This window comes from Luteibacter anthropi, from assembly GCF_011759365.1.
Lineage (GTDB): Bacteria > Pseudomonadota > Gammaproteobacteria > Xanthomonadales > Rhodanobacteraceae > Luteibacter > Luteibacter anthropi.
In genome coordinates this window covers 427,504-452,620 of record NZ_JAARLZ010000001.1, presented here as the reverse complement: position 1 = coordinate 452,620, position 25,117 = coordinate 427,504, and the positions used below count along the sequence as shown (strand labels likewise).

Here is a 25,117-nt window from a genome sequence, read left to right as displayed (position 1 = left end):
TAAACACCTGTCAGGACGCGGCTAACGCCCGCGTTCATCCTGATTTCTCACGGTTTCTGGCTCTGCCGTCGCACCCGGCGCGTAGCGCCCTGCCTGTGAGAAAACCGGACAAAGCGCGGGAATCGTGAGATCTCGTCGCCCGAGTCGATGAGGGGCACGGCCCTTGGCGTGCCCCGCTCGGAAGGCGGCGTACCAGGGAAAAACCAAACCATGAGTGATCCGAAAGACGAAGGCGTCCTCGGCGAGGGGAGCTTTGGCCTGAATGTCGAGGCCAGCATGGATACGTTGATGAATGACGCGACCGCGTGGCAGGCGTATGCCGAGGCGATGCAGTCGGTGCTGACCGAATACATGGCGGAAACCGAATTGCCGAATCAGCGGTGCGTCGCCCGGGCGATGTCGGGTGTCAACGTGCTGTATCGCATGGGCCTGCAATGCACCAGGCAGGCGAACGTGCGGCGCATGTGGGACGAGGTGCGTGCGCTGGGAGGGGCGAAATGATCGTGGGGCTATGGGAAGTGGGTGTCGCGCTGGTGTTGCTGGTGGTGAACCTACTTGTCTACATGAGCAGTTATGGCCAGAGGTGTTCGCTGGCGACGGGGGCGCGGATGTTTTCGGTGTTGTCGTTTGTGGCGTTTATCGCCGGGTCGTTTGCCGTGGGGGATATGGCGGCGCATGGATGTTTGCTGCCGCGGGAGGTGTGGCCGGGCATGGTGTTTGAAGCGGCCAGTGCGGGATTGGTGGGCGCGTCGCTGGGGGCGGTCTGGCTTTGGGGGATGTCGCGGTAGGAAGCGATGCGCCCGACGACACCGTATCCCTGTAGGAGCGCGCCTTGCGCGCGACCGGATGCATCGAAACGATGATGGTTTTCGCGACAACCGGTCGCGCGCAGGCGCGCTCCTACAACAGCCTGCGATCACGTGGGGAGAGGCGACGGGGGCGGCCCTTGGCGCGAGGTGATGGAGGTGAGGGGAGCGGGCGGAAAAGTTGTAGGAGCGTGCTTGCGCGCGACCGGTGGAATCGAAACGATGATGGTGTTCGTGACAATCGGTCGCGCGCAGGCGCGCTCCTACAACAGCCTGCGATCACGTTCGGTAGAGGCGGCGGGGGCGGCCCTTGACGCGACTTGATGGAGGTGAGGGGAGCGGGCGGAAAAGGCCGCGAAGCGGGGCCGGCCAGGAAGGCCGGCCTTTTTCGCCGAGGCAGGAGCCGAGTCGAAAAACCCCGCCCGCTCCCCGGGCCCGAAGGGGCGTAAGCCATAAAACACTGAGCCGCGCAGCGGCTCCTCCTTTCCCGAGGGACACCGCAGGCCGGAGCGACAAGGGCCGCACCCGTCGCCTCTAAGCGACCACGCCACAGGCGCCGAGCGCGAGGCCGATAGGCGAGCCCTCCCTACGAAACGACGCACCACAAGGACCGCTTTACTACGGAGCGACACCATTCCAACCGGTCGCGCGCGAGGCGCGCTCCTACAGGGGGAGGTGGAGGGTGAAGCGGGCGCCGCCCGTGGGGGAGTCGCCTACGTCGACGTGGCCGCCCTGGGAAGTGATGGCGCGGCGGACGATGGCCAGGCCCAGGCCGAAGCCACCGGTGCTGCGGTCGCGGCTGCGGTCGAGGCGGTGGAAGGGTTCGAAGATGGATTTGCGGTCGGCGGCGGGGATGCCGATGCCGTCGTCGTCGACGCGGATGACCAGGATGCCGCGCTCCATGGTGGCCGTGATGTCGATGTGGCTACGGCCGTAGCGCATGGCGTTGCGGATGAGATTCATGAGGGCGCGGGCCGTGAGCTTCGGATCGAACTGTGCCACCGCATCCGCTGGAAACACCGATACGTGGCAATGGATGTCCCGCAGTTCCATTTCCAGCGCGAGGCTGCCGGTTACGCTGTCGATGAACTCGGTGACGTTGACCTTGCAGCGCTCCGGCTCGCGGCCCGGCTGGCCCAGTGCGCCGTAGGAAAGCAACTCGCTTACGAGCTGGTCGAGCTCGCCGATGTCTTCCGACATCATGTCGATATAGCGGCGTCGCTCGTCCTCATCATCACTGGATTTCAGCAGGGCCAGCGCAAAGCCGAAGCGCGCGATGGGTGTGCGCAGCTCATGCGATATTGCATTGATCATTTCGCTCTGCGTGGATACCAGGGTCTGGATGCGCGAGGCCATGCTGTCGAAGCGCGTCGCCAGGGGTGCCACGCTGGACCGTGCGGGGAGGCCGGAGCGCACATGCAGTTCGCCGTCACCGAAACGCTGCGCGGCCTCGCGCAGTATTTCAAGATCCCGCCAATGTGATCGCAGCCAGAGAAATAAGCCACCGAGCATCACCGCGGCCACCATGGACCAGGCCAGTAACCGGAACACCGTACTTGAACCGAGCGAACGAATCTGCTGCGTATGCAACACCTGATGCGATGGCAGAATGGCGAGCAGAATATCGTCCGGCCCCATATCCACGGCATAACCCAGGTCCAGTTGCCGGCCCTGCTCCTCCGAGAGGGAAATCCGTGCGCGATCCATCAATTCAAAACGAATCATCGCCAGTGATGGCTGCACTTCATCCAGGGTCTTCTGCCGCCTTGCGGCGTCCTGCTTGGCCAGCATGTCGCGAAGGACATACATGGTGGAGCGTAAATCCTCCGCATCTGAAGGGCTCAGGCGTATCAGCAGCACGTACTGCATGGCAGGCACCACCACGACGGCGGCTGTTGCCAACCCCAGGATGAGAAAAAGATAGAGCTTGTAGAACGTACGCAACATGGCGGCCTACTCGTCCCACGCATACGGATTGAACAGGTAGCCCCTGCCCCACACCGTCTTGAACTTCTGCGGCTCCTGCGCCATGTCGTCGAACTTGCGACGCAACCGCGACACCCCCGCATCGATGGTGCGATCCAGCCCGTCGAACTCGATGCCTCGCAACTGCTTCATCAACTCGTCGCGACTCAACACACGACCTGGTGCGTGCGCGAACGCCAAAAGCAGGTTGTACTCGGTGGTCTTCAGGTCCACCGGATCGCCCTTCCAGGCTACGTCGCGGGACAGCTCATCGATGCGCAGGTTGCCATACGTCAGTACGTTATCGCGCGATGTTTCCGCGGTGCGCTCAGCCGCCGTCGTCCGGCGCATCACTGCCCGAATCCTCGCCAGTAACAAGCGTGGCTCAACGGGCTTCAGCACGTAATCGTCTGCCCCCAGTTCAAGCCCGGAGATCTGGTCCATCGTATCCACACGTGCCGTAAGCATCACGATGGGCGTGTCGCTCAACTGCCGCAGACGGCGACAGACCTCCACACCATCCATGCCGGGAAGCATCAGGTCGAGCACCACCACGTCGGGTGCGATGTCGTTGAATGCCGCCACGGCGATATCACCCCGCGGGCAGATGCGAACGTCGAAGGCGTAGCGGCCGAGGAACTCCGATACGAGCGCGGCGAGGCGCTGGTCGTCCTCGATGAGAAGTAGTCTATGCATGGCGTCACGAACCGGATTCGTCGGCAACATAGCATTGGCCCCGGCGCCCCACCATCGATTACGCCGGCGAAATTGTGTTTATTTGTAACCGGCATCTACACATAAGCACAATTGCCCCGCAAAGACCCCACAGTCTTTCCGCCGCAGGGTACCTACGCTCCTGTCCTGTTCCCATTCCCAGGTCCGGAGTACCCCCCCGTGAAATCGATCCGCCCCCTGTATCTCGCCCTTGCCCTGCCCTTGCTGGCTCCCTGCGCGCATGCCCAGGACAGCAGCGGCGACACGCCCCCGCCGGCCTACGTCGGCCTGGGTGCCGCTTATGTGCCGCGCTATGCCGGCAGCAAGGACTACCGCGTCTCCCCGCTGCTGGATGCCTCCTTCACCTTCCGCAATGGCTTCTTCATCGATGGCATGCAGGGCGTCGGGTTTCGCTTCCGCCTTACCGACCAGTTCTTCATCACCACGTCGGCCGGCATGGACGCGGGCCGCAAGGACCAGGACGACGTGGCGCGCCCCGGCTCGGACTTCCTCAAGGGCATGGGTGATATCAAGCCGTCCGTGCTCGCCAATGTGGGCATGGGCCTGAAGCTTGGCCAGCGTGCCGACATCGGTCTCGTCGCCAGCAAGGCCGTGAACCATGCTGATTACGGCATGAGCTACCACCTCACCGGCCATGTGTTGGCCTGGAGCGGCGAGAACGACAGCATCGATCTCAATGCCGCCCTCCACTACGGCAACGCCGACTACAACCAGACCTACTTCGGCGTCACGGATAAACAGGCCGCCAATACGCACTTCCAGCGCTTTGCGCCCGGCGCGGGCCTGCACGCGGCCACGGCCGGCGTGACCTGGACGCACCGCTTCGGCGAACACTGGATGACCCGCTTCACGGCCGAAGGCACCCGCTACCTCAAGGACGTCGGCGACAGCCCCATCGTGCAGAAGAAGATGGGCTATCTCGCAGGCGCATCCGTCGACTACCGCTTCTGAGGGAGGAACACACCATGTACGTGACCTTTGTACGAGTGTTGCACTACCTCTCGCTGCTCGGCCTGATCCTCTTCGCCGGATGCGCCGCCGATCCCGGCTGGCGCGGCCACGATCCGGACCATGGTCGCGATCGCGGCGAGTCGAAAGGCCTGTCCTGTGCCAGCTACGAGAATGCCTATCGTCGATGCGAGGTGGATGGACGCCTGCTGAAGGTGCGCCTGCGCGAGCGCCTGTCGGTATCCGAGTGCGAATACGGACGCAGCTGGGGCTGGAGCCGTCACTCCGTATGGGTAGACAAGGGCTGCCGCGCCGATTTCGACATCCTCGTGGACGACTGAGGCCGCGTCCTTACCGCCTGGACGGCGATCCTTTATCCTGCCGCCATGCGGCCGAGGCCGCCCGACCCATGACGGAGCAGGCGTGCGGCACGGTGACACCCCCCGACGGATTCCTCGTAACGCGACCTTCGCCTCGGCGCTGCGGTTGTGGATCGTCATGCTCGTGGTCGCAGGTGTCGTGGGCGCGGCCTGCCTGCTGTGTGGCGGTGGCGAGATCCGGGCCACGGAGGCATGGGCGGCCCTGTGGACCGATACCGGAACACCGGCCCGGACCATCGTCCACGAACTGAGGCTGCCAAGGACGGTAGCGGCGTTTGGCGTCGGTGGCCTGCTGGCCATGGCCGGTTGCCTGATGCAGGTGCTGGTGCGTAATCCACTGGCTGATCCTTACACGCTGGGCCTGTCCGGTGGCGCCGCCGTAGGTGCCCTCGGGGCGATGCTCGCCGGACTGGGCAGCGTGTTCGTGGCGATGGGTGCGGGCATCGGCGCGCTCATCACCTGTATCGCCGTGTTCGTGCTCGCGCATCGCGATCTGTTGTCGCGGCAGACATCAGAACAACGCGACGACACCACCGACCTCATCCTCATCGGCGTGGTACTGGCCGCCGGCTCCGGCGCCATCGTGAGCATGATGCTGGTCCTCGCTCCCGACCGTGATCTTCGCGGCATGCTGTTCTGGATGATGGGTGACCTGAGCGGCGTGGCCTGGTGGGGGATTCCCGCGATCTGCCTGCTCGCCTGCCTGTTTGTCGTGGTGCCGTTGGGGCGTCAGTTGAACCTGCTCACGCGCGGCGAAGATTCCGCCAGCGCGCTGGGCGTGAAACCGGGAGCGGTGAAAGCGGCGATCTTCGCGCTGTCATCCATCGCCACGGCCATTGCCGTCACGACGGCAGGCACCATCGGCTTCGTCGGACTGGTGGTACCGCATGCCTTGCGCCGGCTCGTCGGCAACGACCAGCGCGTGCTCATCCCGGCCAGTGCCATCGGTGGCGGTACGCTCGTCGTAGTGGCCGATACGTTGTCACGCAGCATCGTGGCGCCCATCCAGCTTCCCGTAGGCGCCGTAATGGCCATCATCGGCGTGCCCGCCTTTCTGATGCTGCTGGTGAGGCGGCGATGAAAACCTTGCTGACGACGCAAGAGCTGCACCTTTGCATGCAGGAGCGAGTGCTGGTGCATTCGCTCGATCTGAACGTGCGTGCCGGTGAGGTATGGGCCGTGATCGGGCCGAACGGTGCCGGCAAATCCACCCTGCTACGGACACTGGCCGGCCTGCGCGATGTGGACGGCGGCGAGGTAAGCCTTGATGGAAAGCCTCTATCCCGTTATTCCCCGAAGACACTTGCCAGGCGACGTGGATTCCTTCCGCAAGCCGTCACGGATGCCTTCAGTCTTACGGTATGGGATGCGGTGGCCTCGGCCCGCTATCCGCACCTGTCGTTCTGGCACTGGGGCGACGAGGATGATGAACCCACCCGTGAAGCACTGGCCACGTTTGAACTCGACGCACTGGCGGATCGCGATATCACCACGCTCTCCGGCGGCGAACGGCAGCGCGTGAATATCGCGGCCATCTTCGCGCAGGATGTGGATGTATTACTGCTCGACGAACCGCTTTCGTCGCTGGACCTGCACCAGCAGATGAGGGTACTGCAGGAACTTGAGCGCACGGCCGTACGCGACGAGCGCGCCGTGATCTACAGCGTGCACGACATCAACCTCGCCATCCGGCATGCAACGCATGCCATCCTGCTCGATGGAAACGGCACGGCCCTGGCCGGGCCGATGCTCGATGTCGTCACCGGCGACAACCTCAGCGCCGCATTCCGGCATCCCATCCACGGCGTGGACATCGACGGAGAACGCTTTTTCCGTGCCGGTCGCCTGACGAATCCGAAACCATGATGCGAAAGCTATTCCTTCTCGCGCTGTTGTCCACCGGTGCTGCCCATGCATCCGTCAGTGTCACCGATGATGCAGGTCACACGGTGACACTGGAAGCGCCTGCAGCACGTATCGTCAGCCTGGCGCCGAACATCACGGATGCCCTGTTCGCAGCGGGCGCCGGTGATCGCATCGTGGGCACATCGCGATTCAGCGACCATCCGGAAGCTGCCAAGGCCATTCCTGTTGTCGGGGATGCCACGATGCTCGACCTGGAGCGCATCGTCAGCTTGAAGCCCGACATCATCATGGTGTGGAAGAGCGGCACATCGACAGCCCAGATAGAGAAACTGTCCCACCTTGGCATTCCGTTGTTCTACGTGGAAACCACACGCCTTTCGGGGATCGCTCCCACTGTCCGGCGGCTAGGCGCGCTCACCGGCACCACCGAGACGGCGAATCGCAATGCGACGCGCCTCGATGCAGCACTGGGGTCGCTCCGGGCCACCTATGCCGGACGTCGACGGCTCAGCGTGTTTTTCCAGATATGGGACAAGCCGCTGATGACCATCGGCCATACGCAGATCATCGACGACGCCATCAGCCTGTGCGGCGCATCGAACATCTTCGCGGACCTGCCCCAGGCAGCCCCGACAGTAACCAGGGAGGCCGTGTTTTCCCGTAACCCGGATGTCATCATCACCACAGGCGACGACAAAGACAGTCTCGCCGACTGGAAGAAAAGCCCTTCCCTGAATGCGGCAAGGAATGGCCAGGTTTTCGCTATTGACGCCCCGACGCTGTCGCTTCCTTCGCCATCGATCCTTGAAGGAGTCGAGGCCTTGTGTCGTCGGCTGGACAAAGCAAGGTAGCGCCCCACGGGGCCCCATTGCCCTCTTGCGGCGCGGGCCACCACTGGCGAATATATCCGTGCATTGACGCATCATCCATGGATGATTCAGGGGAAACACTCGTGACGAGTCTCAAGGAGATGGCCGAGGCCATGCAGGCTATCGGCAAACTCATCATCGGCATCGCTTCCGCGATCGGTGTGCTTATCGTATTCGCGTACTGTTACTTCTACGCCCATTTCTTCCCATCCGGCGTCCAGATAGGCGACACGCTGCTTTTCCTCTCTGCGGCACTGGCTTTCGGGCTCATCTATATTTTCTGGCTTCTGGTAGGGAGTGCCGTTTGCCTGGGTATAAACCTGGTCTACAAGGGCCTGAAGGCCAGAAGAACATGGCCGGGCGTCAAGGATGAAAACCTCGGCCTCGGCCTGCTTCTCCTGCTGCCCTCACTCACCATCCTCGGCTTGACGTTATACATCGCCTGGGCGGTCCTGGATGCATTCGAGTGGTTCAAGCTTCTGGCAGCTCTCATGATGGGCGGCCTGGGTATTGTCCTCGGCATCGATTGCATCGCCTATCCCAACCGGTCGACGCCCGCGCATACGAAGCGCAGCCGTAGGGTGGGAGTCATACTCATTGCCCTGGGCATCCTGTTTCCAATGCTCATATCGACCTGGCTGGTCGGCCGGATGGAGCTGGCCACGTTCCGGGACATGGGTATCTATGCGGACAATGTCCGGATCATCGCCACGCCGGAAGAATTTCGCGTCATCAAGGCTGCGGCCGCCAAGATCGATGCGCCCATCTTCAGTTGCAGCGTCGAAGGCACGCAGGACTTCGCCGTGGACGGCATGCGGGTATGGTGGCATGGTCCCGGCGATCGCTCGCTGATTGCCATCCCCGGTGACAAGGCAGGCGCCCCGGATAAAGCGCGAATCGAAGTGCGTCGTGAAGGCATCCGGATCGTTCGCGAGAGCAAATCAGGGGAAATCAGTCACTGCGTTAACCTGGATACCCAGATACTTTTCGAAGGGGGGCGATCGGAGCTTACCCCTCAAGGCACCGCGATCATCAGCCAGCTTGGGACGGAACAAAAAGCCAGGATGAAATCTGCGGGCCTTGCGATCAGCAACATCGTTGTGACCGGTCACGCCGACAGACGCATTCCTCAGGAAGCCGGCCTCACCAACCAGAAGCTTTCAGAGGATCGCGCCCGGGCGGTAGCCGATGAACTCGCCAAGAGCCTTGGCCTGGGTAAAGACGACAAGCGCATTAGCTCAGCGGGTAAAGGCTCACTTTCCGCATCGGCGACCTGCCCGGCCACGATGACAGGCAAGGCACTGGACGAGTGCATGGCGCCGGATCGGCGCGTGGATATCAAGATATTCATGAATAACGCCGACCGGAGAGACGGATAGGTGCCGTCACCTCGCGCACCTTCATGACATCGGCGGCACAGGGATTCATGGATGCGCATCCGGCACAGGCAGGAGGAATACGCCTGCGGTATCGGATCGCCCATTGCGTCGCACATAATCTTCCATGGGTATGTCGGCGGGATCGTCCGCATCGCCACCCAGATACCGGTGCAACATGGCCGCCATGACATGGAAGGTGGTCTCCCGGGCCAGGGGAAGATCATCCGCATGGCCTGCCGCAGGGTCGACCAGCAGGCTGACCGGGTGACCCCGCAAGCGCAACTTCGCCACATAGCCCAGCACACCGCGCAGCGCCACGCGCTGATCGTTACCTCCGGCCACGATCAGCACGGGGCGCATCATCCGGTCTGTATTGGATAGCGGAGACTGCGCATGGAGGTGTGCCATGGTCGATGTATTCGATGGGTCCAGCGACACCGCCGACATCCAGTCTTCATAAGGCAGTTTCGACGACAGCACGTTCGCTTCGCGCGAGCGCCGCACCCATTCGATATCCCACGCAAAGTCGGTGGGCGGGACGATGGCGATGCCTGCGCGGAACATATCGCCCTGCCAGGTAAGGCCGAGCAGCGCCGAGTAGCCACCAAAGGATGCACCTGCGATAGCGATCCTGTCGCGGTCACCGACATCCTGGGCAAGCAATGCCTGCACGCCTTCGACAATATCCTTCTGCACGCGACCGTTACCGAAATCGCCATGCGGGGCCAGCATATAGTTCGTTCCGTAGCCCACCGAGCCACGGTAGTTCGGCTCGAATACCGCGTAGCCACGGTTGGCAAGAAAGGCCGCCACGCCGGAACCGAAATCATCCGGCGCCACGCTGGCCCATGGACCGCCATGAACGAGAACCACCATGGGCAGGTTCCTTGCGTCACGCCCCGGCGGCACACGGACGAAACCGTGCAGGCGCATGCCATCGGACGCCGTCCATTCGAAGGGAAGCTGGCTGGCGAGTGCATCGGAGGGCAGCCAGCGTCCGGCCACATCATCGCGGGCGCGTAGTGGTAACTCTTCGAGTACGGGCAGCAGATAGTTGCTGGCGGTATCCAGCAAGTAATATCGCCGCCCCTGCATATCACCGCCCTGCTCCACGATCAGCCAGTGCGAACGCCCCGCATCGATGGCAAGGGCCCGACCCGGGAGACGGTGCTCCAGACCTGCGAGGCGTTGCCTCGCCCTGTCGTCGAGGCCCCGGATCATGGCCACGGGCCCGCGAACACTCAGAAGCCATGGCAGACCGGATGCAGGATCTGCGCTTATGGCGGCGATATCCGCAAGTCGACCGGGATCGCCTGCGATGACGTCCCTCGCACCATTTTTCATCCGGTACAGCCGTGTGGGCGAGCCGTTTTCATCCGCAACAAAAAACAGGTCGCCGCTGCTGTCCAGCAAGGGCCATAGCTCGCAGCGGCGCATGACCTGACATCGCATGACATCGCTACGGGCGCCGGATGCATCGATCCGCGTCGTCACAAGCGACTTCCCGCGCAGGTGCTGGACATACGCGAGCACGCCGGTACCGGCAAAGGCATAGCCTTCGATCCGGTCGGTATCGGTATCCAGCACGTCCACCCGGCCATCGATGCCAACCCGTGACAGCCGCCATGCAACGGGCCGACCCATGGCATCTGGCAGCCGCTCGCGAACCACGATGGATGCGGGTGTAGAGGGATCGATATCGATGAATTCCCGCTTTTGAGGGCCGCCCAGTTCAATCACAACCCGCGCACCGCGCTCGCGGCCTGCGGCCAGTGCAAAGACCTTGCCCGGCGATACCAGCAGCAGCCATTCCCCATTGCGGGTCCACGCCAGGCGGCGAGCATCGCTGCGCGCGAGCAACGGATGTTCGGCACCACTGGTCGTATCCATCAACCAGACTCCTTTGTCACCTCCCTTCGAGCGCAGGAATGCCACGCGGCCTCCGTCGGGTGAGATAACTGCTTCCTCGATGGCGGTAGGCTGTAGAAAACCGGCGCGTGGCAGATGAGGCGCCACGGGACGGGCCGCCTCTATCTTCAACCGCGTTGCGAAATCCATAGCCTGAAGGGTGTTGCAAAAGACGAGCGCGGCCAGCGCCCCGAGCCATGGCCGGAACGATTTCATGAAACCTCCGGATCGGAGTCAGGCGTGGTGGGGAAGATGCTCCAGGCGAGGTACCGGCCCGGGGGCCGGCAGAATGAGCCACAAGCTTGCGACGGCCGGCAGGCCGATCAGCCCACAGGCCAGCGTCCATGTCAGCCGTGCGGGAGTCGACAGCTCGCGCCGCCGGGCCAGCCATGCACCCCACAGGAGGCTGATTCCCATGAGCGCCCATGCCAGTGTGCGAATGGGCGCGGGGACGGGTGGCGTATCGTGACTGTCCATGTCATCGACCGGCGCGAGGAACCCCACCGCCCACAGGCGCAACGCGTGGATGACCGGCGAAGGCCACCACGCGCGATAACGGTAGATCGCCGGATAGTCCTCACCCAGTGCACGGGTGGCAACCGGAGTCACCATGCCCTGATCGTTGACGCGAAGGACGGTCAGGTAAGGCGGCACGCCCACCATGTCATAGGCCTGTGCGGCGAAAGTGAAAGAGACCAGATAGCCGTCAACCAGTTCCACCAGCCCGATGGCGGAAAGATCGCCCGCATGACCGGGAATGGCGACTCGCTGCCGCGGATGCATCGCATGATCGCCATCGGCCAGGTAGCGACCGTCGTAGAGGTAGACCGCCCGATCACTCAACACGGCAACGCTGCCACCGATCGGCGTCATGCGCACGATACGTTCGCCGGAGGGAAGCGTCAGCAAAGGCAGGATACGTTTTACCGCCGCCACGTATCGATAGAGCGTCGGTCCCGCCGCCAGGATGACATCGCCTCTGGACAATCCGGGCATATCGCCCAGAGGTGTGGCAAGGGCTGGAAAGGCCGCATTGTCTTCGCCTGCGCCGAGGATGCCGGCCTGAAGCCCGGTCGCCATATCGACCCCTTGGTAACGCATATGCCGGTGGCTGAACGTCCATTGGATACGCGCATCGTGATCCTCGAACGCCATGGGTGCGCTGTTGCTCATCTCATTGCGTAGCGCAGGCGCACCCGCCGGTCGCTCGATGACGTGGACTTCCGAAAGCGCCACCTGCTCGCGCCATAACGGTGCATCGGGCAGCGACACATCTTCAAGGCCCGCGAGCATGCGATCACGCGGGCTCATGCGCATGGCCTCGGTAAAGCCACCCTTCGGCGGCGTCACCATGTTGCCGGGATGCGTACCTGACATGATCCAGCCCATTTCGGCAATGAAACCGCCCAGCAGGATCAGCACGTATATACCTGTCTGTACCGGAATCGCGACCAGGACCATGGCAGGCAGGGAACGTGGCGGTGAACCCAGGTCCGGTCTGAAGGCGAGCATCGCAAGGGCAAAGGTGTAACCGCTGGCGATGAGCTGCAAAAGGATCGCCGCCGGACCGGACGCCTTCGCAACCATGATCCACAGGATCAGCACCAGCCCCGACGCTGCGTACCGTCGGTCGGCAAGCAGGCCGTACGCTCCTGCGAAGTAGGCACACATGGCTACCAGGAACGCGGCCAACGGGATCAGTACATGGCGCAGGTCGACGACGCGTGCCGTCCCATAAGCCTGCCATGCAACGGCAAGTAGCAGAGGCAGCATGATCGCCACGAGCAGGCCGAGGCAACCGGCGATGAACAACCCCAGTCCGATGCGCCAGGGTGCCATCGGGCGATGCAGCAGGTTGAGCCACTGGTTGGGACGCCTCCAGGTGCCCATCTGGTGCAGGCCAAGCAACAGGCCGGTAACCACATAACCTGCTGCAAAGACGCGGCGCACATTGACCGGCTGCTGGCCGAGATCGGTAAGACGATTCAGGAACGCAAGCGCGAGCAAGTGCGCTAGTGCATACAGCAGTACCCAGAGGCGATAGCGGAGCCATTCGGCGCGGATGATGTCAGGCATCGTTTCGGTCCTCGCGTCAGGCCGCACGCGGCACGGCGTGGTGTTTGGCGAGAAAGCCGTTCACCGCGCGATCCAGGCTGACGGGCAGGTGATGGATATCACGAGCCCCACAGGCGTGCAGGAATCCTGCGAAGCCTTCCCCCTGGTCCAGCACAAGGTAGTGATACAGGCCATCGATGCGTTGCACTTCGAGCAGGCCGGGAACGAGACGGGCATCCGGGCCACGGAAGGGAATGTCGGCAACCCAGTGCATCACGCGTGCACGGAAATCATCCGGCGGCGACATGTTCCTCAGCGCACCACGCTCCATGATGATGAGGTTGTCTGCGACCCGTTCGATCTCTTCCATCTGGTGCGAGCAGTAGACCACCGTACAATCACGCGTGGCGTTCGAATAAAGCAGGGTTTCCAGGAAGGCCCGCTTGGCGACCACGTCGAGGCCCAGGGTCGGCTCGTCGAAGACCAGCAGTTCAGGCTGTTGCGCCAGCGTCAGTGCCAGGTTGAAACCGGCACGTTCGCCGCGCGAGAGTTGCGACACCTTTTGCGTGCGCACCACGTTGTAATGGCCGATCGTCTCGTCGAAGGTCTCCTGGTGCCAGTGGCGATACTGGCGACGTTGCATCGCCGTCACCGCATCCACGCTCATCCATCCCGGAAGCGTGTGTTCTTCGTTGACGAAACCGATGCGCTCGCGATCATGCGGCGTGAGTGAACGACAGTCGCGACCCAGGATGAAGGCCTCCCCCGAGCTGGCCGGGAGAAAGCCCAGCAGGATGCGGAACAGCGTGGACTTGCCGGCACCGTTCGCGCCGACGATGGCATGGATACTGCCGCGTCCGATCTCCAGATCGAGATGGTCAATCGCCATCTTGCCCGCATAGCGCTTGCACAGCCCGATGGTGCGGATCACCGGATCGTCGTTCATATCCCCTCCCCCGCGGCGCTCAGGCCGTCTTCCTGTCCAGGATCGCCAATGCCTTGTCGAGCCGCGCCATCGCACGTTCTGGCGGGTAATCCAGCGCGATCACCTCATGCACGAAGGACTGGATGGCCTCGTCCATGCGCCGGTCGCGCTCGGCCGAACTCAGGCGCTGACGCGGTTCGGCGACGTAGAGCCCCAGCCCCTGGCGCGATTCGAGCCAGCCTTCGGCCGTCAGCTCGGCATAGGCCTTGGCGACGGTGTTCGGGTTGATCGTCAATTGCTGTGCCAGGCCGCGCACGCTGGGCAGTTGTGCGCCCGGACGCAGGGCGCCGGTAGCGATGCGCATGCGCACGGCATCGATGATCTGCCGGCCGATAGGGCGCGGATCGCCAGTGGTGATCTGGATGGGAAGTGCCTGGGTACGGGCCATGATGGTGAACCATGTGTACTAGTTCAAGTAGTACACTACAGGCGGGCTGCCGGGTTCAATAGGCCGGAAGGCAGGTGATGGTTTCGCGGGGCGCACTGCGTGAAGCGGACCGCGGGGTTGATCGCCGATGCGATCGGCTCCCGCACCTTCGGTCGCTGTCCCGATTACGTTGTAGGAGCGCGCCTTGCGCGCGACCGGGTTTTGGCGATAGTCCGGTCGCGCGCAAGGCGCGCTCCTACAGGGGTTATTTTGTCTTTTCGGGCAGGCGGTAGCGCTGCTTGCTGTAGGCCCAGCTGGGCCACAGGGCGTGCGCCAGCACGACCTTCTCCAACTGCGGGTCCACCGGCTGCGGCTCCAGTTTCTCGCCATCGACCAGGTAATGGTATTGCGTGGCCGGCTGGTTGGGGCGCAACACCACGAGAGTGTCGTCCTTCAGGTAACCGTAGTTGTCGCCGTACTGCATGATGGCGCGGTCGGGATAGCGCTTGGTGAGATCCGCGCCGAGCATCGGATGTTCGCTGCTGATGCCGATCAGCGAGAGCAGGGTCGGTGCGAGGTCGATCTGGCTGACGATGTGGTCGTCTTTCTTCACCGGCACGCCGGCGCCGAGGATCAGCGCGGGAATGTGGAAGTGACGCACCGGCACGAGGCTGGCACCGAACACGCGTGCATCGTGGTCGGCCACGATCAGGAACACGGTGTGGTTCCAGTACGGCGACTGCTTGGCGCGCTCGAAGAAACGGCCGATGGACCAGTCGGCGTAGCGCACGGCGTTCGCGTTGCTTGCCGGCTCGCCTTCGGCCTTGATGCGACCTGCCGGGTATTCCCACGGCGTGTGATTGGAGACCGAGAAGGCCACGGTGAGCGTGGGCTTTTCGCCATCGTCGAGCAGGCGCTGGTGCAGCTCGTTGAACATGTCTTCGTCGGACGCACCCCACGACCCAACGAACGAAGGCTTCGTTTCGAAGTTGGCGCTATCGACCACTTCGTTGAAGCCGTTGCCGAAGAAGAACGAGCGCATGTTGTCGAAGTGCGCTTCGCCGCCGTAGAGGAAGCGGGTGTGATAACCGAAGGTGTCGAGCAGGGCACCCAGCGTGAAGAAGTCGCGCTGGCTGCGGGGCAGCTTCAGCACTGCCTCGGCCGGCGTGGGCATGAAGCCCGTGGTCACCGCTTCAAGGCCGCGTGCGGAACGCGTGCCGGTAGCGTAGGTGCGGGTGAGCCACCAGCCTTCGTTGGAGAGCTTGTCCAGTTCGGGCGTGTAGCCGTCGCCGCCCAGGCTGCCCACGAACTGCGCACCGAGGCTTTCTTCCAGGATGATCACGAGGTTCAGCGGCTTGTCGCCCTGGCGCGTGGCCTCCTGCTTGTGCAGGCTCGGATACTGCGGGTCGAGCGGCGAGCCATCGAGACCGGCGGCCTGGCGCACGAGGGATTGCATCTCGGCGTCGTCCATTCGTCCGTACACGGCCGAAGCCGAGCGCTCGTTGCCTAGTGCAATCGCCGCGTTCAGCACGTTGTACAGCGAGTTCAACGGCAGCGTGTTCACCATGGCATCGTTGGTGAAGGCCACCTGCGACGCATTGAGCGGACGATGCTGCAAGGTGCCGCGCGCGGCGAGGAAGAGCACCGCGAAACCGATCACCGTCGCCACCGGACGCACCCAGCCACGCACCGACCGGCGGTCGGGCTTGCGGGTGGGCAGCAGGCGGAAACCGATCCAGGCGATCAGTACCAGGGCGATCAGGCCCGCGCCCACCGACAGCTTGTAGCCGTGCCAGAGCATGGCCGCGACTTCATGCGGGCTGGTGAGGTATTCGAAGTAGAGACGGTTGGGACGCGTGTCGTATTCGACGATGAACTGCGGCGTGGAGACTTCCAGCAGTGCGAACAGCACCCACCACACGCGATACCACCAGGCGGTGATGCGGGTGGGCCACTGGCGGTGGCCGAGCCAGGGGGAAAGCAGGGCGGGCAGCGCCACGACCATCGCGATCAGCGACAGGTCGATGCGCCAGCCGCCGGACAGCACGGGCCACAGGCCGCCCGAGTCATGAACGCGCTGCCACTGCCAGAAAGACAGTCCCAGGCGGGACAGTGTCAGGAAGACGAGGGTGGCGACAATGAATCGCCATGTAAGCTTGCGCACTTGGGTGGGTCCGGCTGGGTACGGCGGGCTTGCCGTACGGTGATGTCACGGGTTGTGACAATATAACGCTTCCACGATTGACTTACGGCAGCCTTTCGGCCGCCGCATGAGGACGACGATGTTCAGACTGGCCCAGGCCAAGCCGATCGCCACGGGACATGTGCGCGAGGTTTACCAGCACCCTGACGACCCCGACCTGCTGATCAAGGTCATCTCCACGGCCTCCATCAAGGAGCGCTGGGACAACGGCCCGTGGATACGCCGGCTGGGCCGCGCAGGTCCGTACAAGGACTTCGTGCGCGAGTTTCGCGAATACGTCACCAGCATCTACAAGGGCGACTATGCCACTTCGCCGGTGGCCCGGGTGGTCGGCATCGAGATGACCGACATCGGGCTGGGGCAGATCGTGGAGAAGGTGCGCTCGCCCGACGGGTCCCTGGCGCCTACCCTGCATGCCTGGGTCCAGGCGGAAGGGTTTACCGATCGCACGCAGGCTGCGCTGGAGGAGTTCTACGCGCGGCTGTTGTCGCATGATGTCATCGCGGCGGACCTGCATGCCTGGAACGTGGTGTACGGCGAGGATTCTCGTGGTGGTGCGCGGCTGGTGATGATCGACGGGTTCGGGGAGAAGAACCTGATTCCGCATTGCTCGATGAGCCGCTCGCACAATGCGTCGCGCACGAAGAAGAAGTACGAGCGGATGCTGAAACGGACGAAGGCCGAAGCGCCGAAGTAGTCGCCGCCACCGCCACCGCCCCTACCCGACCGCTTCGGGCGGGGTTGTCGATACCTTCCCTACCTGTCGTTCCTGTGAAAACAGGAACCCAGCGCCCCGGTTTACCAGCAGGGCGAGGGCGCTGCATCGGCTCTGGCGTAGGAGGCTTCATCGCGACAACCGACTGCACCGCGCTGGGTTCCAGCTTTCGCTGGAACGACGGCTTCGGGTTGGGTCGTCGTCCCTCCGCCCGTCGGCTTCGGGTTGGGTCGCCGTCACCCCCGCCCGTCGGCTTCGGGTGGGTTCACCGCCACCTCCCTACCCGTCGTTCCTGTGAAAACAGGAACCCAGCGCCCCGGTTTACCAGCAGGGCGAGGGCGCTGCATCGGCTCTGGCGTAGGGGGCTTCATCGCGACAACCGACTGCACCGCGCTGGGTTCCAGCTTTCGCTGGAACGACGGCTTCGGGCTGGGTCGTCGTACCCCCCCCGTCGGCTTCGGGTGGGGTCGTCGTCACCCCCGCCCGTCGGCTTCGGGCGGGTTCACCGCCACCTCCCTACCCGTCGTTCCTGTGAAAACAGGAACCCAGCGCCCCGGTTTACCAGCACAGCGACGGCGCTGCATCGGCTCTGGCGTAGGGGGCTTCATCGCGACAACCGACTGCACCGCGCTAGGTTCCAGCTTTCGCTGGAACGACGGCTTCGGGTGGGGTCGTCGTCCCCCCGCCCGTCGGCTTCGGGTGGGATTACAGCCACCTCCCTACTCGTCGTTCCTGTGAAAACAGGAACCCAGCGCCTCGGTTTACCAGCACAACGAGGGCGCTGCATCGGCTCTGGCGTAGGGGGCTTCATCGCGACAACCGACTGCATCGCGCTAGGTTCCAGCTTTCGCTGGAACGACGGCTTCGTGGGCGGGTACCGTAACTTCACCTACCATCGTTCCTACAAAAACAGGAACGACGGTGGGTTGCGGTTTACTGGGTTGGGGGAATGCGGGTTTCCATCGACGACGCGCAGCCGGGAATCCACGCATCGGCCGGTACCAGCGAGAAGCTCATGCGGTTGGCCGCGCCGATATGGCGGGTTTTCTCGCGGATCGCGCAACGGTCGATCGCCTCGTCGTTGACCAGCAGCCAGCGATGCACGGGATCGGCGGCCTGCCACTGACGAGCGTCCTGCAACTGATACACCGCATCGCGCGAGAAGCCGAATTCAGCCACCGGGCGACGGGCCTGCAGGAGGTTTTCTTCGCGCCAGGACACCAGGCCAAGCTGGCCGTCCGGGCCGATCACCTCGTCGGCTGTCGTCATGAGGCCACGGGTCGACTGGTTGGCATCGAGCAACGGATAGCTGCCCAGCGGCCAGACGATCCAGGCCAGTGCAATGCCACCCAGCAACGCGGCCACGCCGCGTTTCGGACGAAACACCAGGGCCGATACCAGGAAGGCGACACCGACGGCCACGACGCAGATCCACAGCGCCTCGCCATGACCTGGCAGCTCATAACCTTCAGCGAAGCGCTGGGCAATCTTCGGCGCGGTCTTCCATGCCCACAGGCCCGCACCACCGAACACCACCGCGCAGGCCACCGTCACCCAGAACGAAACCTTCGGCAGCCAGCGCGTCTTCAGCAGCTCGCCCACATAAGGTGCCATCGCCAGTGCCACCATCGGCAACGCAGGCAGCAGGTAGATCTCGCGCTTGCCACGAGGGATCGAAAAGAACACCAGTACCAGCAGGAACCACACCAGCGGCATCCACACGCGCGGCTCGCGCAGTCGCCATGCTTCGCGCCAGCGCGGCACGATGAGCGCCGCCAGCAGCCAGGTGGGAATCCACGTACGCAGGATCACCAGCAGGAAGAACCAGGGTTTTTCCTCGTGCGCCCACGAATTGGCGTAGCGCTCGGCGGTCTGCCGGAACAGGATGTCGTGCACGTAGGCCAGGTATTCCGGCGTGCGCATGCCGTAGGCCGTGACCAGCATCGGTGCCAGCCATAGCGAGATGGCGAGCAGGAAGGCCAGCGCACCACCCGCCCAGCGCCAACCGTCGCCGCGGGTGAGCGTCACGCCCGGCCAGCGGCGCATGCGCATCGCCAGATAAGGCAGCAGCATCAGCAGGGCGATGACACCCACGCCCTTGGTGATCACGCCCAGGCCGGCCGCGAAGCAGCCCAGCCAGTACATGCGCCAGTCCGGGCCTTTCAGGCAGTGCAGCAGGATGCCGGCATTGCCCAGGGTAATCCAGAACAGGTTCAGGGGATCGATCTGCGCGTGGCGGATCACCCCGACGAACTGCATCGTCATGAGGACAATGGCCGCGGCATACAGGCCGATGCGCGGGGTCCACAGGCGACGGCCCACGTGCCAGACCACCGCCAGGGTGCCCAGGCCCGAGCACAGCGAGGTCAGCAGGAAGGCACCGCGCCAGCCGCCGGTGAGCCACATCCAGAAGGCTTCCGTCCACATGAGCATGGGTGGCTTGTCCGAATACAACTCCATGCCCCGGTGCGGAAACAGCCACTGGCCGGACTCCAGCATCTGCCGGGCCACCAGGGCAAAACGGGGTTCATCCGGCGGCCACGGGTCGCGCAGGCCGATGCCCGCCGCCAGCACCAGAAGGGCGATGAGCATGAACCAGCCGAACTCGCGGCGAAAGGAACGTTCGTCGTTGGAAAGCATGAAAACCATGGGCCGGACAGGTCGGCAGCCATCCTAACGGACCCGCCTGTCCGCGCCCTTACAAAGACCTTAGGAATTTTCGGCAAATGTGACAGGTAGTTAGCTCTGCCCTGCCCTCGTTGCGACAGCTCACGGCGAAATTTCTTCGCGGCACCATTTCAATTTTCACGAGACCGCACGTCTAGGAGGTTCGCCGGTGCGGAAATCGGCGTCTGTCCCTGCCCGTATGGGCGCCGATTTCCCACCGTGCGACCTTATAGACTCGATACAGCCCCATGAATGCGGTCAGAGCCATGGAACGAACCCCGCCGGCGGGAACACCGGCAAGCGAGACACGTGCCTCCCAGGTGGTGGCGCTGTTCCGCGAGCACAACGCGGCCCTGGTGGGCTTCCTCCGGGCGCGCCTCAATTCGCTCGCCGATGCCCAGGAAGTGGCGCAGGAGGTTTACCTGAAGCTGCTGACGCTGGGGCCGGACACGGCCATCGATTCGCCGCGTGCCTTCCTGTTCCGCTCGGCGGCCAATCTCGCCGTGGACCGCCTGCGCATGCGCAATGTCCGCGCGGCAGCCCCGGTCGATCCTGATCACGACGACTGGCACGTCACCCCCATTCCCGAACAGCACGCCTCGGCCGTGGAGCAATGGCGAGGGCTGCGCGAGGCCCTTGACGAGCTGCCGCCCAAGACCAGCCGGGCTTTCGTGATGCATGTGATCGATGGTCGCGACTTCGCCTCCATTGCCCGCGACATGAACCTCAGCGAGCGCATGGTTCGCTACCACGTAGGCAATGCGCTGGCGCACTGCCGAGAACACCGAGACCGTGCGGAGACCCCACGATGAACACCATGCCGACCGGATACGACCGGCATATCGAACACACCGCCGCGGACTGGTGGGCACGACTGCGTGACCCGGCTCTTCCCGAGCAGGCGTTGTTGCAGTGGAGCGACTGGCTTGAAGCCGATCCGCGCCACGCGCATGCCTTCGATCATGTCGCCGCCCTGGCTGAATCCATGGGCGACATGGCGCCGGCCGAGCGCCAGGCGTTCGTCGATCGTTTCGCTTCTCCACAGCGCCGTGTCATGGCTCGCGCCCGGCGTCCGCGCCTGGCGCTTGGGCTCGCTGCCGGCGTGGCCACCGTGGCTCTGGCGGCAGGCGCCCTGGTCCTGGGCCTGCGCGGCACCCACGGCGAGGCAACGACGCAGTACGCCAGCGAACGCGCCGGGCATCGCGATATTTCGCTGCCCGACGGGTCCAGCATCGAGCTGGGCGCCGCCACGTCGCTGACGACCCGCTACGGCAAGAACGAGCGCGCCATCGACATGGACGAGGGCGAGGCGTATTTCCATGTCGCCCACGCGGCGCGGCCGTTCGTGGTCAACGCGGGCCCGCTGCATATCCGCGACCTGGGTACGGCATTCAATGTGCGCCGCACTGGCGACCGGGTGACCGTGACCGTCACGGAAGGCCGTGTACGCATATCGCCGTCCGGCGCCGACGGTGGAGGTCCGGTGGAGCTTGGCGCAGGCCGCCAGGTCTCGTTCGATCCCGAGACCCAGGCCATGCGCTTCCTCAACGTCGATCCGGGTACGGCCACCTCCTGGCGCGACAATCGCCTGGAATTCGTCAACGAGCCGCTGGCCTCGGTCCTGGCCAACGTCAATCGCTATGCGACCCGGCCTGTGCGTCTGGCCGATCCGGCGCTGGGCAGGCTGACGTTTACCGGCACCGTGCAGGTCGATACCATCGACAGTTGGGTTGCCGCGCTGCCGCGCGTCTTCCCGGTGCGGGTGGATTCGTATGCCGACCGGCTCGAACTTGCCCGTCAGACTTCGACCGCGCGGAGTGCCAGGCCGCGTTAAAACGTTTTGGGGCCGCCACTCTTGCCGTACACGGTTCGCGGGCGCCGGCGCGTATCCACCGGCGCACTCGCGCTATTGATCGCGCTTCCTCCGGCCGTCTTCGCGGACGGTGGCGATCTTCCGCCGCCGGCGACGGCCATGTCGTTCGCCATTGCGCCCCAACCCCTGGCGACGGCCCTGCTTGCCTGGGGCAAACAGTCCAACGTACAGGTACTCACCTCCTCGGGCTCCATCTCGAACTGGCGCACCGATGGCGCCCAAGGGGTGCTCACCCCGGGCGCCGCGCTTGACGAGCTATTGCGCGGCACCGATCTGGTGCCGGAGTCTTACGATCCGCATACCGTGGTGGTGCGTCAGAAGCAGAAGCCGGGCGACGCCACGCCACCCGAGCCCGACGTGGCTTTCGATCCATCGAGCGTGGTGCCCCTGGCCACCGTGGACGTGCGTGGCCTGATCACCGATGGGGGCTTCAAGGCCGATACGACGCGCTCGGCAACCCGCACGGAGACCTCGCTGGCCGACGTGCCGCAGTCCGTGACCGTGGTGAACCGTGAAGTGATCGCATCGCAGCAGGCCGTGGACCTGGGCGACGTCGCCCGCTATGTCGCCGGTGTGCAGTATGTGGATGGCTACGGCAGCTCCCCGATCTTTCTCATTCGCGGTTTCGACGCGGGCCTCGGCCTCACCGACGGCATGCCCAACGGCGTGGCGCGCACCGAAGACCTGCCGCCACTGATCGGCATCGAGCGCGTCGAAGTGCTGCGCGGCCCCGAAGCGATCCTGGGCGACACGTCGCAGAACAATAATTTCGGCGGCTCGATCAACGTCGTGATGAAGCGCCCACAGGCCGATACGGTGCGCAACCTCACCTATTCCGTCGGCGAATACGATGGCGCGCGACTGGGCGTGGATCTGGCCGGCGCCGCGTCAAAAGATGGTGCCTTCACCTATCGCCTGGTCGCGGCGGGCCAGCGGGCCGCGAAGACACCACAGGGTGACGGTGGCGGCCGCAGCAACTATCTCGCGCCCTCCTTTGCATGGCAGGGTGAGCACACGCGCGTCATGGCCGGCCTGGAATACGTGAACAACCGCATACCCGGCCCGGAACACACCGTATTGCTCGGCGCAACGCTGTCATCGCGATCACCGGTCCGCGACCTGCCCGACATCCCGGATGACCGGTCCAATTTTCGGACCACGCGGGCCGTGTTCGATGTGGAGCACGATTTCTGGGACGACTGGACCTTCCACAGCCGTGGACAATACGTGCGCCAGCGCAGTGACGGCCGCAGCTGGTCCTACGACTCCGACAACGTCTACGGCCTGCTTGCGCCGGTAACGCGAAGCTTTCGCTACACCGCCAAGTACTGGACCTGGCAGAACGACCTCGCCGCGCGCTTCCAGCACGGCAATGTGACTCATAACGTGCTGATCGGTTTCGACGTGGCGCGGACGCATGCCGGCGACGATTCCGATCGCGGCACCACCGAAGTCCAAACCAACGACAAGGTAAGCAAGGGCGACGCGTTCATTTCTACCCGTCCTCTAGCCATCGACCTGCTGAGCGGCAACACATTCTCCGAAGCCAAGTTCGCCGAAGCCCTGGTGCCCATCAATACCACCGTGCAATCGCTCGGCGGCTCCTGGCAGACCAATTCCGGGCTGTACCTGCAAGACCAGATCTCCATCGGCGAGCGCTGGATCGTACTTGCCGCCTTACGTCGCACCAACTACCGGCTGGATACGAGCTGGACGGACGGCGCACCGCGGCGGGTGAACAAATCGCGCTGGATTCCCAAGCTTGGCCTGGTCTACAAGCTCACCCCCGATGTGTCGCTTTATGCGGACACATCCACCGGGTTTCAGCCCAATCCGCTGCTCGGCAAGGATGGCCAGCCCCTGCCCGTTGCCACCTCACGGCAGGTGGAAGTGGGCGGCAAGTTCGACCTGTTCGACCAGCGGGCGCGACTTACCGCCGCGCTTTATCGCATCCGTGTCGATCACAGCGTCAGCCTGGTTTCGCCGGAACCGCCGTTCTTCGCCACGCCCGGGCCCGGACAGACCAATCATGGGCTGGAAGTGGAATTCACCGGCCGCGTCGCACCCGGTTTCGATGTGCTCGCCAGCCTCACGGAAACCCGCATCCACAACAGCGACGACACGCGCCCTACCGGCGCGCCTCGCCACCAGGCGGCCGTGTGGGCCAGCTATCGCTTCGGCGAGGGAAGCATCCAGCCCTGGGGTGTTGCCGCAGGCATCCTCGCACGCAGCCACAGCCTGGGACGCACCAGCGGTGACGGACAGTATTTCGGTATTCCCGGGCAGGCCAGCGTCGAAACCAATGTGACCCGCTACGGCGAGAACTGGCGAGTTACCCTGGGCGTGAAGAATCTCTTCGCCCGCACGCTGTATGCCGTGAATTTCGACGAGACCTTCGTGCCGATCCGGCAGGGCCGTGTCGTGTTGCTCACCGGCAGCTACGACTTCTAGGCCGCTGTACCGGCTGCGCGCGTAAACGCACGCAGCGTGACCTCGCAGACCTCGTGACGAAACGTCTCGCGTTCGCCAGATTCGTCGTTTGCCACCGATACCAGCGGAAGCTCGTAGCAGCCGTGGTCTCCGGCGATACCTCCGTGGCGACGCCAGAAGCGATCGTAAGCCGCCATAGTGACGCCGGCCCTCCGGCCGAGCGGATGCGCTTCGGCAGACACGCCGCGAAGCCTGCGAAATCCGTAGTGCCGCGCCAGCGCGCGCACCACGGCGAACAACAGGTCGCGCGGGCGCAGGCCGCCGCTGGCCCGGATGAGGGGAAGCATCGCACTGCGATCCAGGCAGGCCCAGGGACCCCGAAGGGCGCCCAGCAGCACGCCTTCCTCCCCGGCGAAGGTGATGGCGCAGGAGGCGATCACCTCCTTGTCTCCGTTGAGCAGAACCAGGCCCAGTTCGCCGCAGCTTTCGTTCTCGGGAGCACGGGCATGCAGATAGGCCATCTCACCACCGCCCAGCGGGAGCGTGGCAAGGCGCACATCATGCCCCTTCAGCAGGCGACGGCTCAGGCGCTCCGGGAGCTCCTTGGAAAGGAAGCGGTAATGCGCATCCACCATGCGGGCGCGGGCGGCCAGATCGAAATCGCGGGAGATGTAGTGCGGCTGCCAGCGTTCGTAGAGCCGGGGGTTCAGTTCCGCCGCGGCGCGCATCGTCCGTGAGGAACCCACGAGCTTCAGCCATGCGGCATGCCGTGGCAGTGCGACCAGGCTGTTCAGCAGATACCGCAGCCGCCCCTCGGGCAGCACCTGGCGGCGCCGCAGGGCGGCCCGGCGCCTGGCGTGTTCGAGCAAGGCAAGCAGACCACCGTGGCCGGGCTGGCCCGGCCAGCCGAGAGGCAGGTCGGAAAGCGTCTGGGGGGCGTGATGGTGCGCACTCATGTCCTTATGA

At 64.2% G+C, this 25,117-nt stretch carries 21 protein-coding genes; 12 read left to right on the top strand and 9 right to left on the bottom strand.

What is annotated here, in order from left to right; genetic code table 11:
- Positions 1–210: 210 nt before the first annotated feature.
- Positions 211–501 carry a hypothetical protein gene (locus HBF25_RS01860; protein ID WP_166946003.1) on the top strand — a complete coding sequence of 97 codons (291 nt, stop codon included), beginning with the start codon at positions 211–213 and terminating at the stop codon, positions 499–501.
- A complete protein-coding gene (locus HBF25_RS01855; protein ID WP_166945872.1) occupies positions 498–788 on the top strand; it encodes a hypothetical protein in 291 nt (96 codons plus the stop codon). The genes HBF25_RS01860 and HBF25_RS01855 overlap by 4 nt, the downstream gene beginning before the upstream one ends.
- 681 nt (positions 789–1,469) lie before the next feature.
- Here HBF25_RS01855 and HBF25_RS01850 read toward each other — a convergent pair.
- On the bottom strand, positions 1,470–2,753 hold the full coding sequence (locus HBF25_RS01850; protein WP_166946001.1) for an ATP-binding protein: 1,284 nt from the start codon (positions 2,751–2,753) through the stop codon (positions 1,470–1,472).
- 6 nt (positions 2,754–2,759) lie between these two features.
- A complete protein-coding gene (locus tag HBF25_RS01845) occupies positions 2,760–3,467 on the bottom strand; it encodes a response regulator (RefSeq protein WP_208392366.1) in 708 nt (235 codons plus the stop codon).
- 198 nt (positions 3,468–3,665) lie between these two features.
- On the opposite strand from HBF25_RS01845, the gene HBF25_RS01840 reads away from it, so the two are divergent.
- The 6 genes from HBF25_RS01840 to HBF25_RS22495 all read left to right on the top strand — a co-directional run bounded on the left by HBF25_RS01840 (position 3,666) and on the right by HBF25_RS22495 (position 8,948).
- Positions 3,666–4,457 carry a MipA/OmpV family protein gene (locus HBF25_RS01840; protein WP_166945997.1) on the top strand — a complete coding sequence of 264 codons (792 nt, stop codon included), beginning with the start codon at positions 3,666–3,668 and terminating at the stop codon, positions 4,455–4,457.
- 14 nt (positions 4,458–4,471) lie between these two features.
- On the top strand, positions 4,472–4,795 hold the full coding sequence (locus HBF25_RS01835) for a DUF3011 domain-containing protein (RefSeq protein ID WP_166945995.1): 324 nt from the start codon (positions 4,472–4,474) through the stop codon (positions 4,793–4,795).
- Positions 4,796–4,952: 157 nt separating this feature from the next.
- Positions 4,953–5,915, top strand: a complete 963-nt coding sequence (locus HBF25_RS01830) for a FecCD family ABC transporter permease (RefSeq protein WP_166945993.1) — start codon at positions 4,953–4,955, stop codon at positions 5,913–5,915.
- Positions 5,912–6,700: an ABC transporter ATP-binding protein gene (locus tag HBF25_RS01825; protein WP_166945991.1), complete on the top strand. Its 789-nt coding sequence runs from the start codon at positions 5,912–5,914 to the stop codon at positions 6,698–6,700. The genes HBF25_RS01830 and HBF25_RS01825 overlap by 4 nt, the downstream gene beginning before the upstream one ends.
- A complete protein-coding gene (locus HBF25_RS01820; RefSeq protein ID WP_166945989.1) occupies positions 6,697–7,551 on the top strand; it encodes a cobalamin-binding protein in 855 nt (284 codons plus the stop codon). The genes HBF25_RS01825 and HBF25_RS01820 overlap by 4 nt, the downstream gene beginning before the upstream one ends.
- A gap of 101 nt (positions 7,552–7,652) precedes the next feature.
- A complete protein-coding gene (locus HBF25_RS22495; protein WP_208392365.1) occupies positions 7,653–8,948 on the top strand; it encodes an OmpA family protein in 1,296 nt (431 codons plus the stop codon).
- Between the two features lie 45 nt (positions 8,949–8,993).
- Here HBF25_RS22495 and HBF25_RS01810 read toward each other — a convergent pair whose 3' ends face one another.
- From HBF25_RS01810 to HBF25_RS01790, 5 genes are all read right to left on the bottom strand, one after another.
- Positions 8,994–10,838 carry an alpha/beta hydrolase family protein gene (locus HBF25_RS01810; protein ID WP_166945987.1) on the bottom strand — a complete coding sequence of 615 codons (1,845 nt, stop codon included), beginning with the start codon at positions 10,836–10,838 and terminating at the stop codon, positions 8,994–8,996.
- Positions 10,839–11,090: 252 nt separating this feature from the next.
- Positions 11,091–12,932, bottom strand: coding sequence for a hypothetical protein (locus HBF25_RS01805; protein WP_166945985.1), 1,842 nt, complete (start codon positions 12,930–12,932; stop codon positions 11,091–11,093).
- A gap of 16 nt (positions 12,933–12,948) precedes the next feature.
- Positions 12,949–13,857, bottom strand: a complete 909-nt coding sequence (locus tag HBF25_RS01800) for an ABC transporter ATP-binding protein (RefSeq protein ID WP_166945982.1) — start codon at positions 13,855–13,857, stop codon at positions 12,949–12,951.
- Between the two features lie 19 nt (positions 13,858–13,876).
- Positions 13,877–14,284, bottom strand: a complete 408-nt coding sequence (locus HBF25_RS01795; RefSeq protein WP_166945980.1) for a GntR family transcriptional regulator — start codon at positions 14,282–14,284, stop codon at positions 13,877–13,879.
- 244 nt (positions 14,285–14,528) lie between these two features.
- Positions 14,529–16,427, bottom strand: a complete 1,899-nt coding sequence (locus HBF25_RS01790; RefSeq protein ID WP_166945978.1) for a sulfatase-like hydrolase/transferase — start codon at positions 16,425–16,427, stop codon at positions 14,529–14,531.
- Positions 16,428–16,545: 118 nt separating this feature from the next.
- On the opposite strand from HBF25_RS01790, the gene HBF25_RS01785 reads away from it, so the two are divergent.
- Positions 16,546–17,163, top strand: a complete 618-nt coding sequence (locus tag HBF25_RS01785) for a YrbL family protein (protein WP_166945976.1) — start codon at positions 16,546–16,548, stop codon at positions 17,161–17,163.
- 951 nt (positions 17,164–18,114) lie between these two features.
- Here the strand turns inward: HBF25_RS01785 and HBF25_RS01780 are convergent.
- Positions 18,115–19,821: an ArnT family glycosyltransferase gene (locus HBF25_RS01780; RefSeq protein WP_166945974.1), complete on the bottom strand. Its 1,707-nt coding sequence runs from the start codon at positions 19,819–19,821 to the stop codon at positions 18,115–18,117.
- 293 nt (positions 19,822–20,114) lie between these two features.
- On the opposite strand from HBF25_RS01780, the gene HBF25_RS01775 reads away from it, so the two are divergent.
- The 3 genes from HBF25_RS01775 (at position 20,115) to HBF25_RS01765 (ending at position 24,172) form a co-directional block, all read left to right on the top strand.
- A complete protein-coding gene (locus HBF25_RS01775; protein WP_166945972.1) occupies positions 20,115–20,660 on the top strand; it encodes an RNA polymerase sigma factor in 546 nt (181 codons plus the stop codon).
- Positions 20,657–21,682: a FecR family protein gene (locus HBF25_RS01770; protein WP_243852946.1), complete on the top strand. Its 1,026-nt coding sequence runs from the start codon at positions 20,657–20,659 to the stop codon at positions 21,680–21,682. Before HBF25_RS01775 ends, HBF25_RS01770 begins: the two co-directional genes overlap by 4 nt.
- Before the next feature lie 138 nt (positions 21,683–21,820).
- Positions 21,821–24,172, top strand: coding sequence for a TonB-dependent siderophore receptor (locus HBF25_RS01765; RefSeq protein WP_166945970.1), 2,352 nt, complete (start codon positions 21,821–21,823; stop codon positions 24,170–24,172).
- Here HBF25_RS01765 and HBF25_RS01760 read toward each other — a convergent pair.
- The gene (locus HBF25_RS01760) at positions 24,169–25,107 is read right to left on the bottom strand and encodes a DUF535 family protein (protein WP_166945968.1); all 939 of its coding nucleotides are present in this window, start codon (positions 25,105–25,107) and stop codon (positions 24,169–24,171) included. The genes HBF25_RS01765 and HBF25_RS01760 overlap by 4 nt on opposite strands.
- Positions 25,108–25,117 lie beyond the last annotated feature (10 nt).

What these genes read in the sequence shown, in the direction of transcription:
- HBF25_RS01860 (WP_166946003.1), top strand. Translation starts at nt 211, where the DNA reads ATGAGTGATCCGAAAGACGAAGGCGTCCTCGGCGAGGGGAGCTTTGGC.
- HBF25_RS01855 (WP_166945872.1), top strand. Translation starts at nt 498, where the DNA reads ATGATCGTGGGGCTATGGGAAGTGGGTGTCGCGCTGGTGTTGCTGGTG.
- HBF25_RS01850 (WP_166946001.1), bottom strand. Translation starts at nt 2,753, where the DNA reads ATGTTGCGTACGTTCTACAAGCTCTATCTTTTTCTCATCCTGGGGTTG.
- HBF25_RS01845 (WP_208392366.1), bottom strand. Translation starts at nt 3,467, where the DNA reads ATGCATAGACTACTTCTCATCGAGGACGACCAGCGCCTCGCCGCGCTC.
- HBF25_RS01835 (WP_166945995.1), top strand. Translation starts at nt 4,472, where the DNA reads ATGTACGTGACCTTTGTACGAGTGTTGCACTACCTCTCGCTGCTCGGC.
- HBF25_RS01830 (WP_166945993.1), top strand. Translation starts at nt 4,953, where the DNA reads ATGCTCGTGGTCGCAGGTGTCGTGGGCGCGGCCTGCCTGCTGTGTGGC.
- HBF25_RS01825 (WP_166945991.1), top strand. Translation starts at nt 5,912, where the DNA reads ATGAAAACCTTGCTGACGACGCAAGAGCTGCACCTTTGCATGCAGGAG.
- HBF25_RS01820 (WP_166945989.1), top strand. Translation starts at nt 6,697, where the DNA reads ATGATGCGAAAGCTATTCCTTCTCGCGCTGTTGTCCACCGGTGCTGCC.
- HBF25_RS01810 (WP_166945987.1), bottom strand. Translation starts at nt 10,838, where the DNA reads ATGGATACGACCAGTGGTGCCGAACATCCGTTGCTCGCGCGCAGCGAT.
- HBF25_RS01805 (WP_166945985.1), bottom strand. Translation starts at nt 12,932, where the DNA reads ATGCCTGACATCATCCGCGCCGAATGGCTCCGCTATCGCCTCTGGGTA.
- HBF25_RS01800 (WP_166945982.1), bottom strand. Translation starts at nt 13,857, where the DNA reads ATGAACGACGATCCGGTGATCCGCACCATCGGGCTGTGCAAGCGCTAT.
- HBF25_RS01795 (WP_166945980.1), bottom strand. Translation starts at nt 14,284, where the DNA reads ATGGCCCGTACCCAGGCACTTCCCATCCAGATCACCACTGGCGATCCG.
- HBF25_RS01785 (WP_166945976.1), top strand. Translation starts at nt 16,546, where the DNA reads ATGTTCAGACTGGCCCAGGCCAAGCCGATCGCCACGGGACATGTGCGC.
- HBF25_RS01780 (WP_166945974.1), bottom strand. Translation starts at nt 19,821, where the DNA reads ATGCTTTCCAACGACGAACGTTCCTTTCGCCGCGAGTTCGGCTGGTTC.
- HBF25_RS01775 (WP_166945972.1), top strand. Translation starts at nt 20,115, where the DNA reads ATGGAACGAACCCCGCCGGCGGGAACACCGGCAAGCGAGACACGTGCC.
- HBF25_RS01770 (WP_243852946.1), top strand. Translation starts at nt 20,657, where the DNA reads ATGAACACCATGCCGACCGGATACGACCGGCATATCGAACACACCGCC.
- HBF25_RS01765 (WP_166945970.1), top strand. Translation starts at nt 21,821, where the DNA reads ATGTCGTTCGCCATTGCGCCCCAACCCCTGGCGACGGCCCTGCTTGCC.
- HBF25_RS01760 (WP_166945968.1), bottom strand. Translation starts at nt 25,107, where the DNA reads ATGAGTGCGCACCATCACGCCCCCCAGACGCTTTCCGACCTGCCTCTC.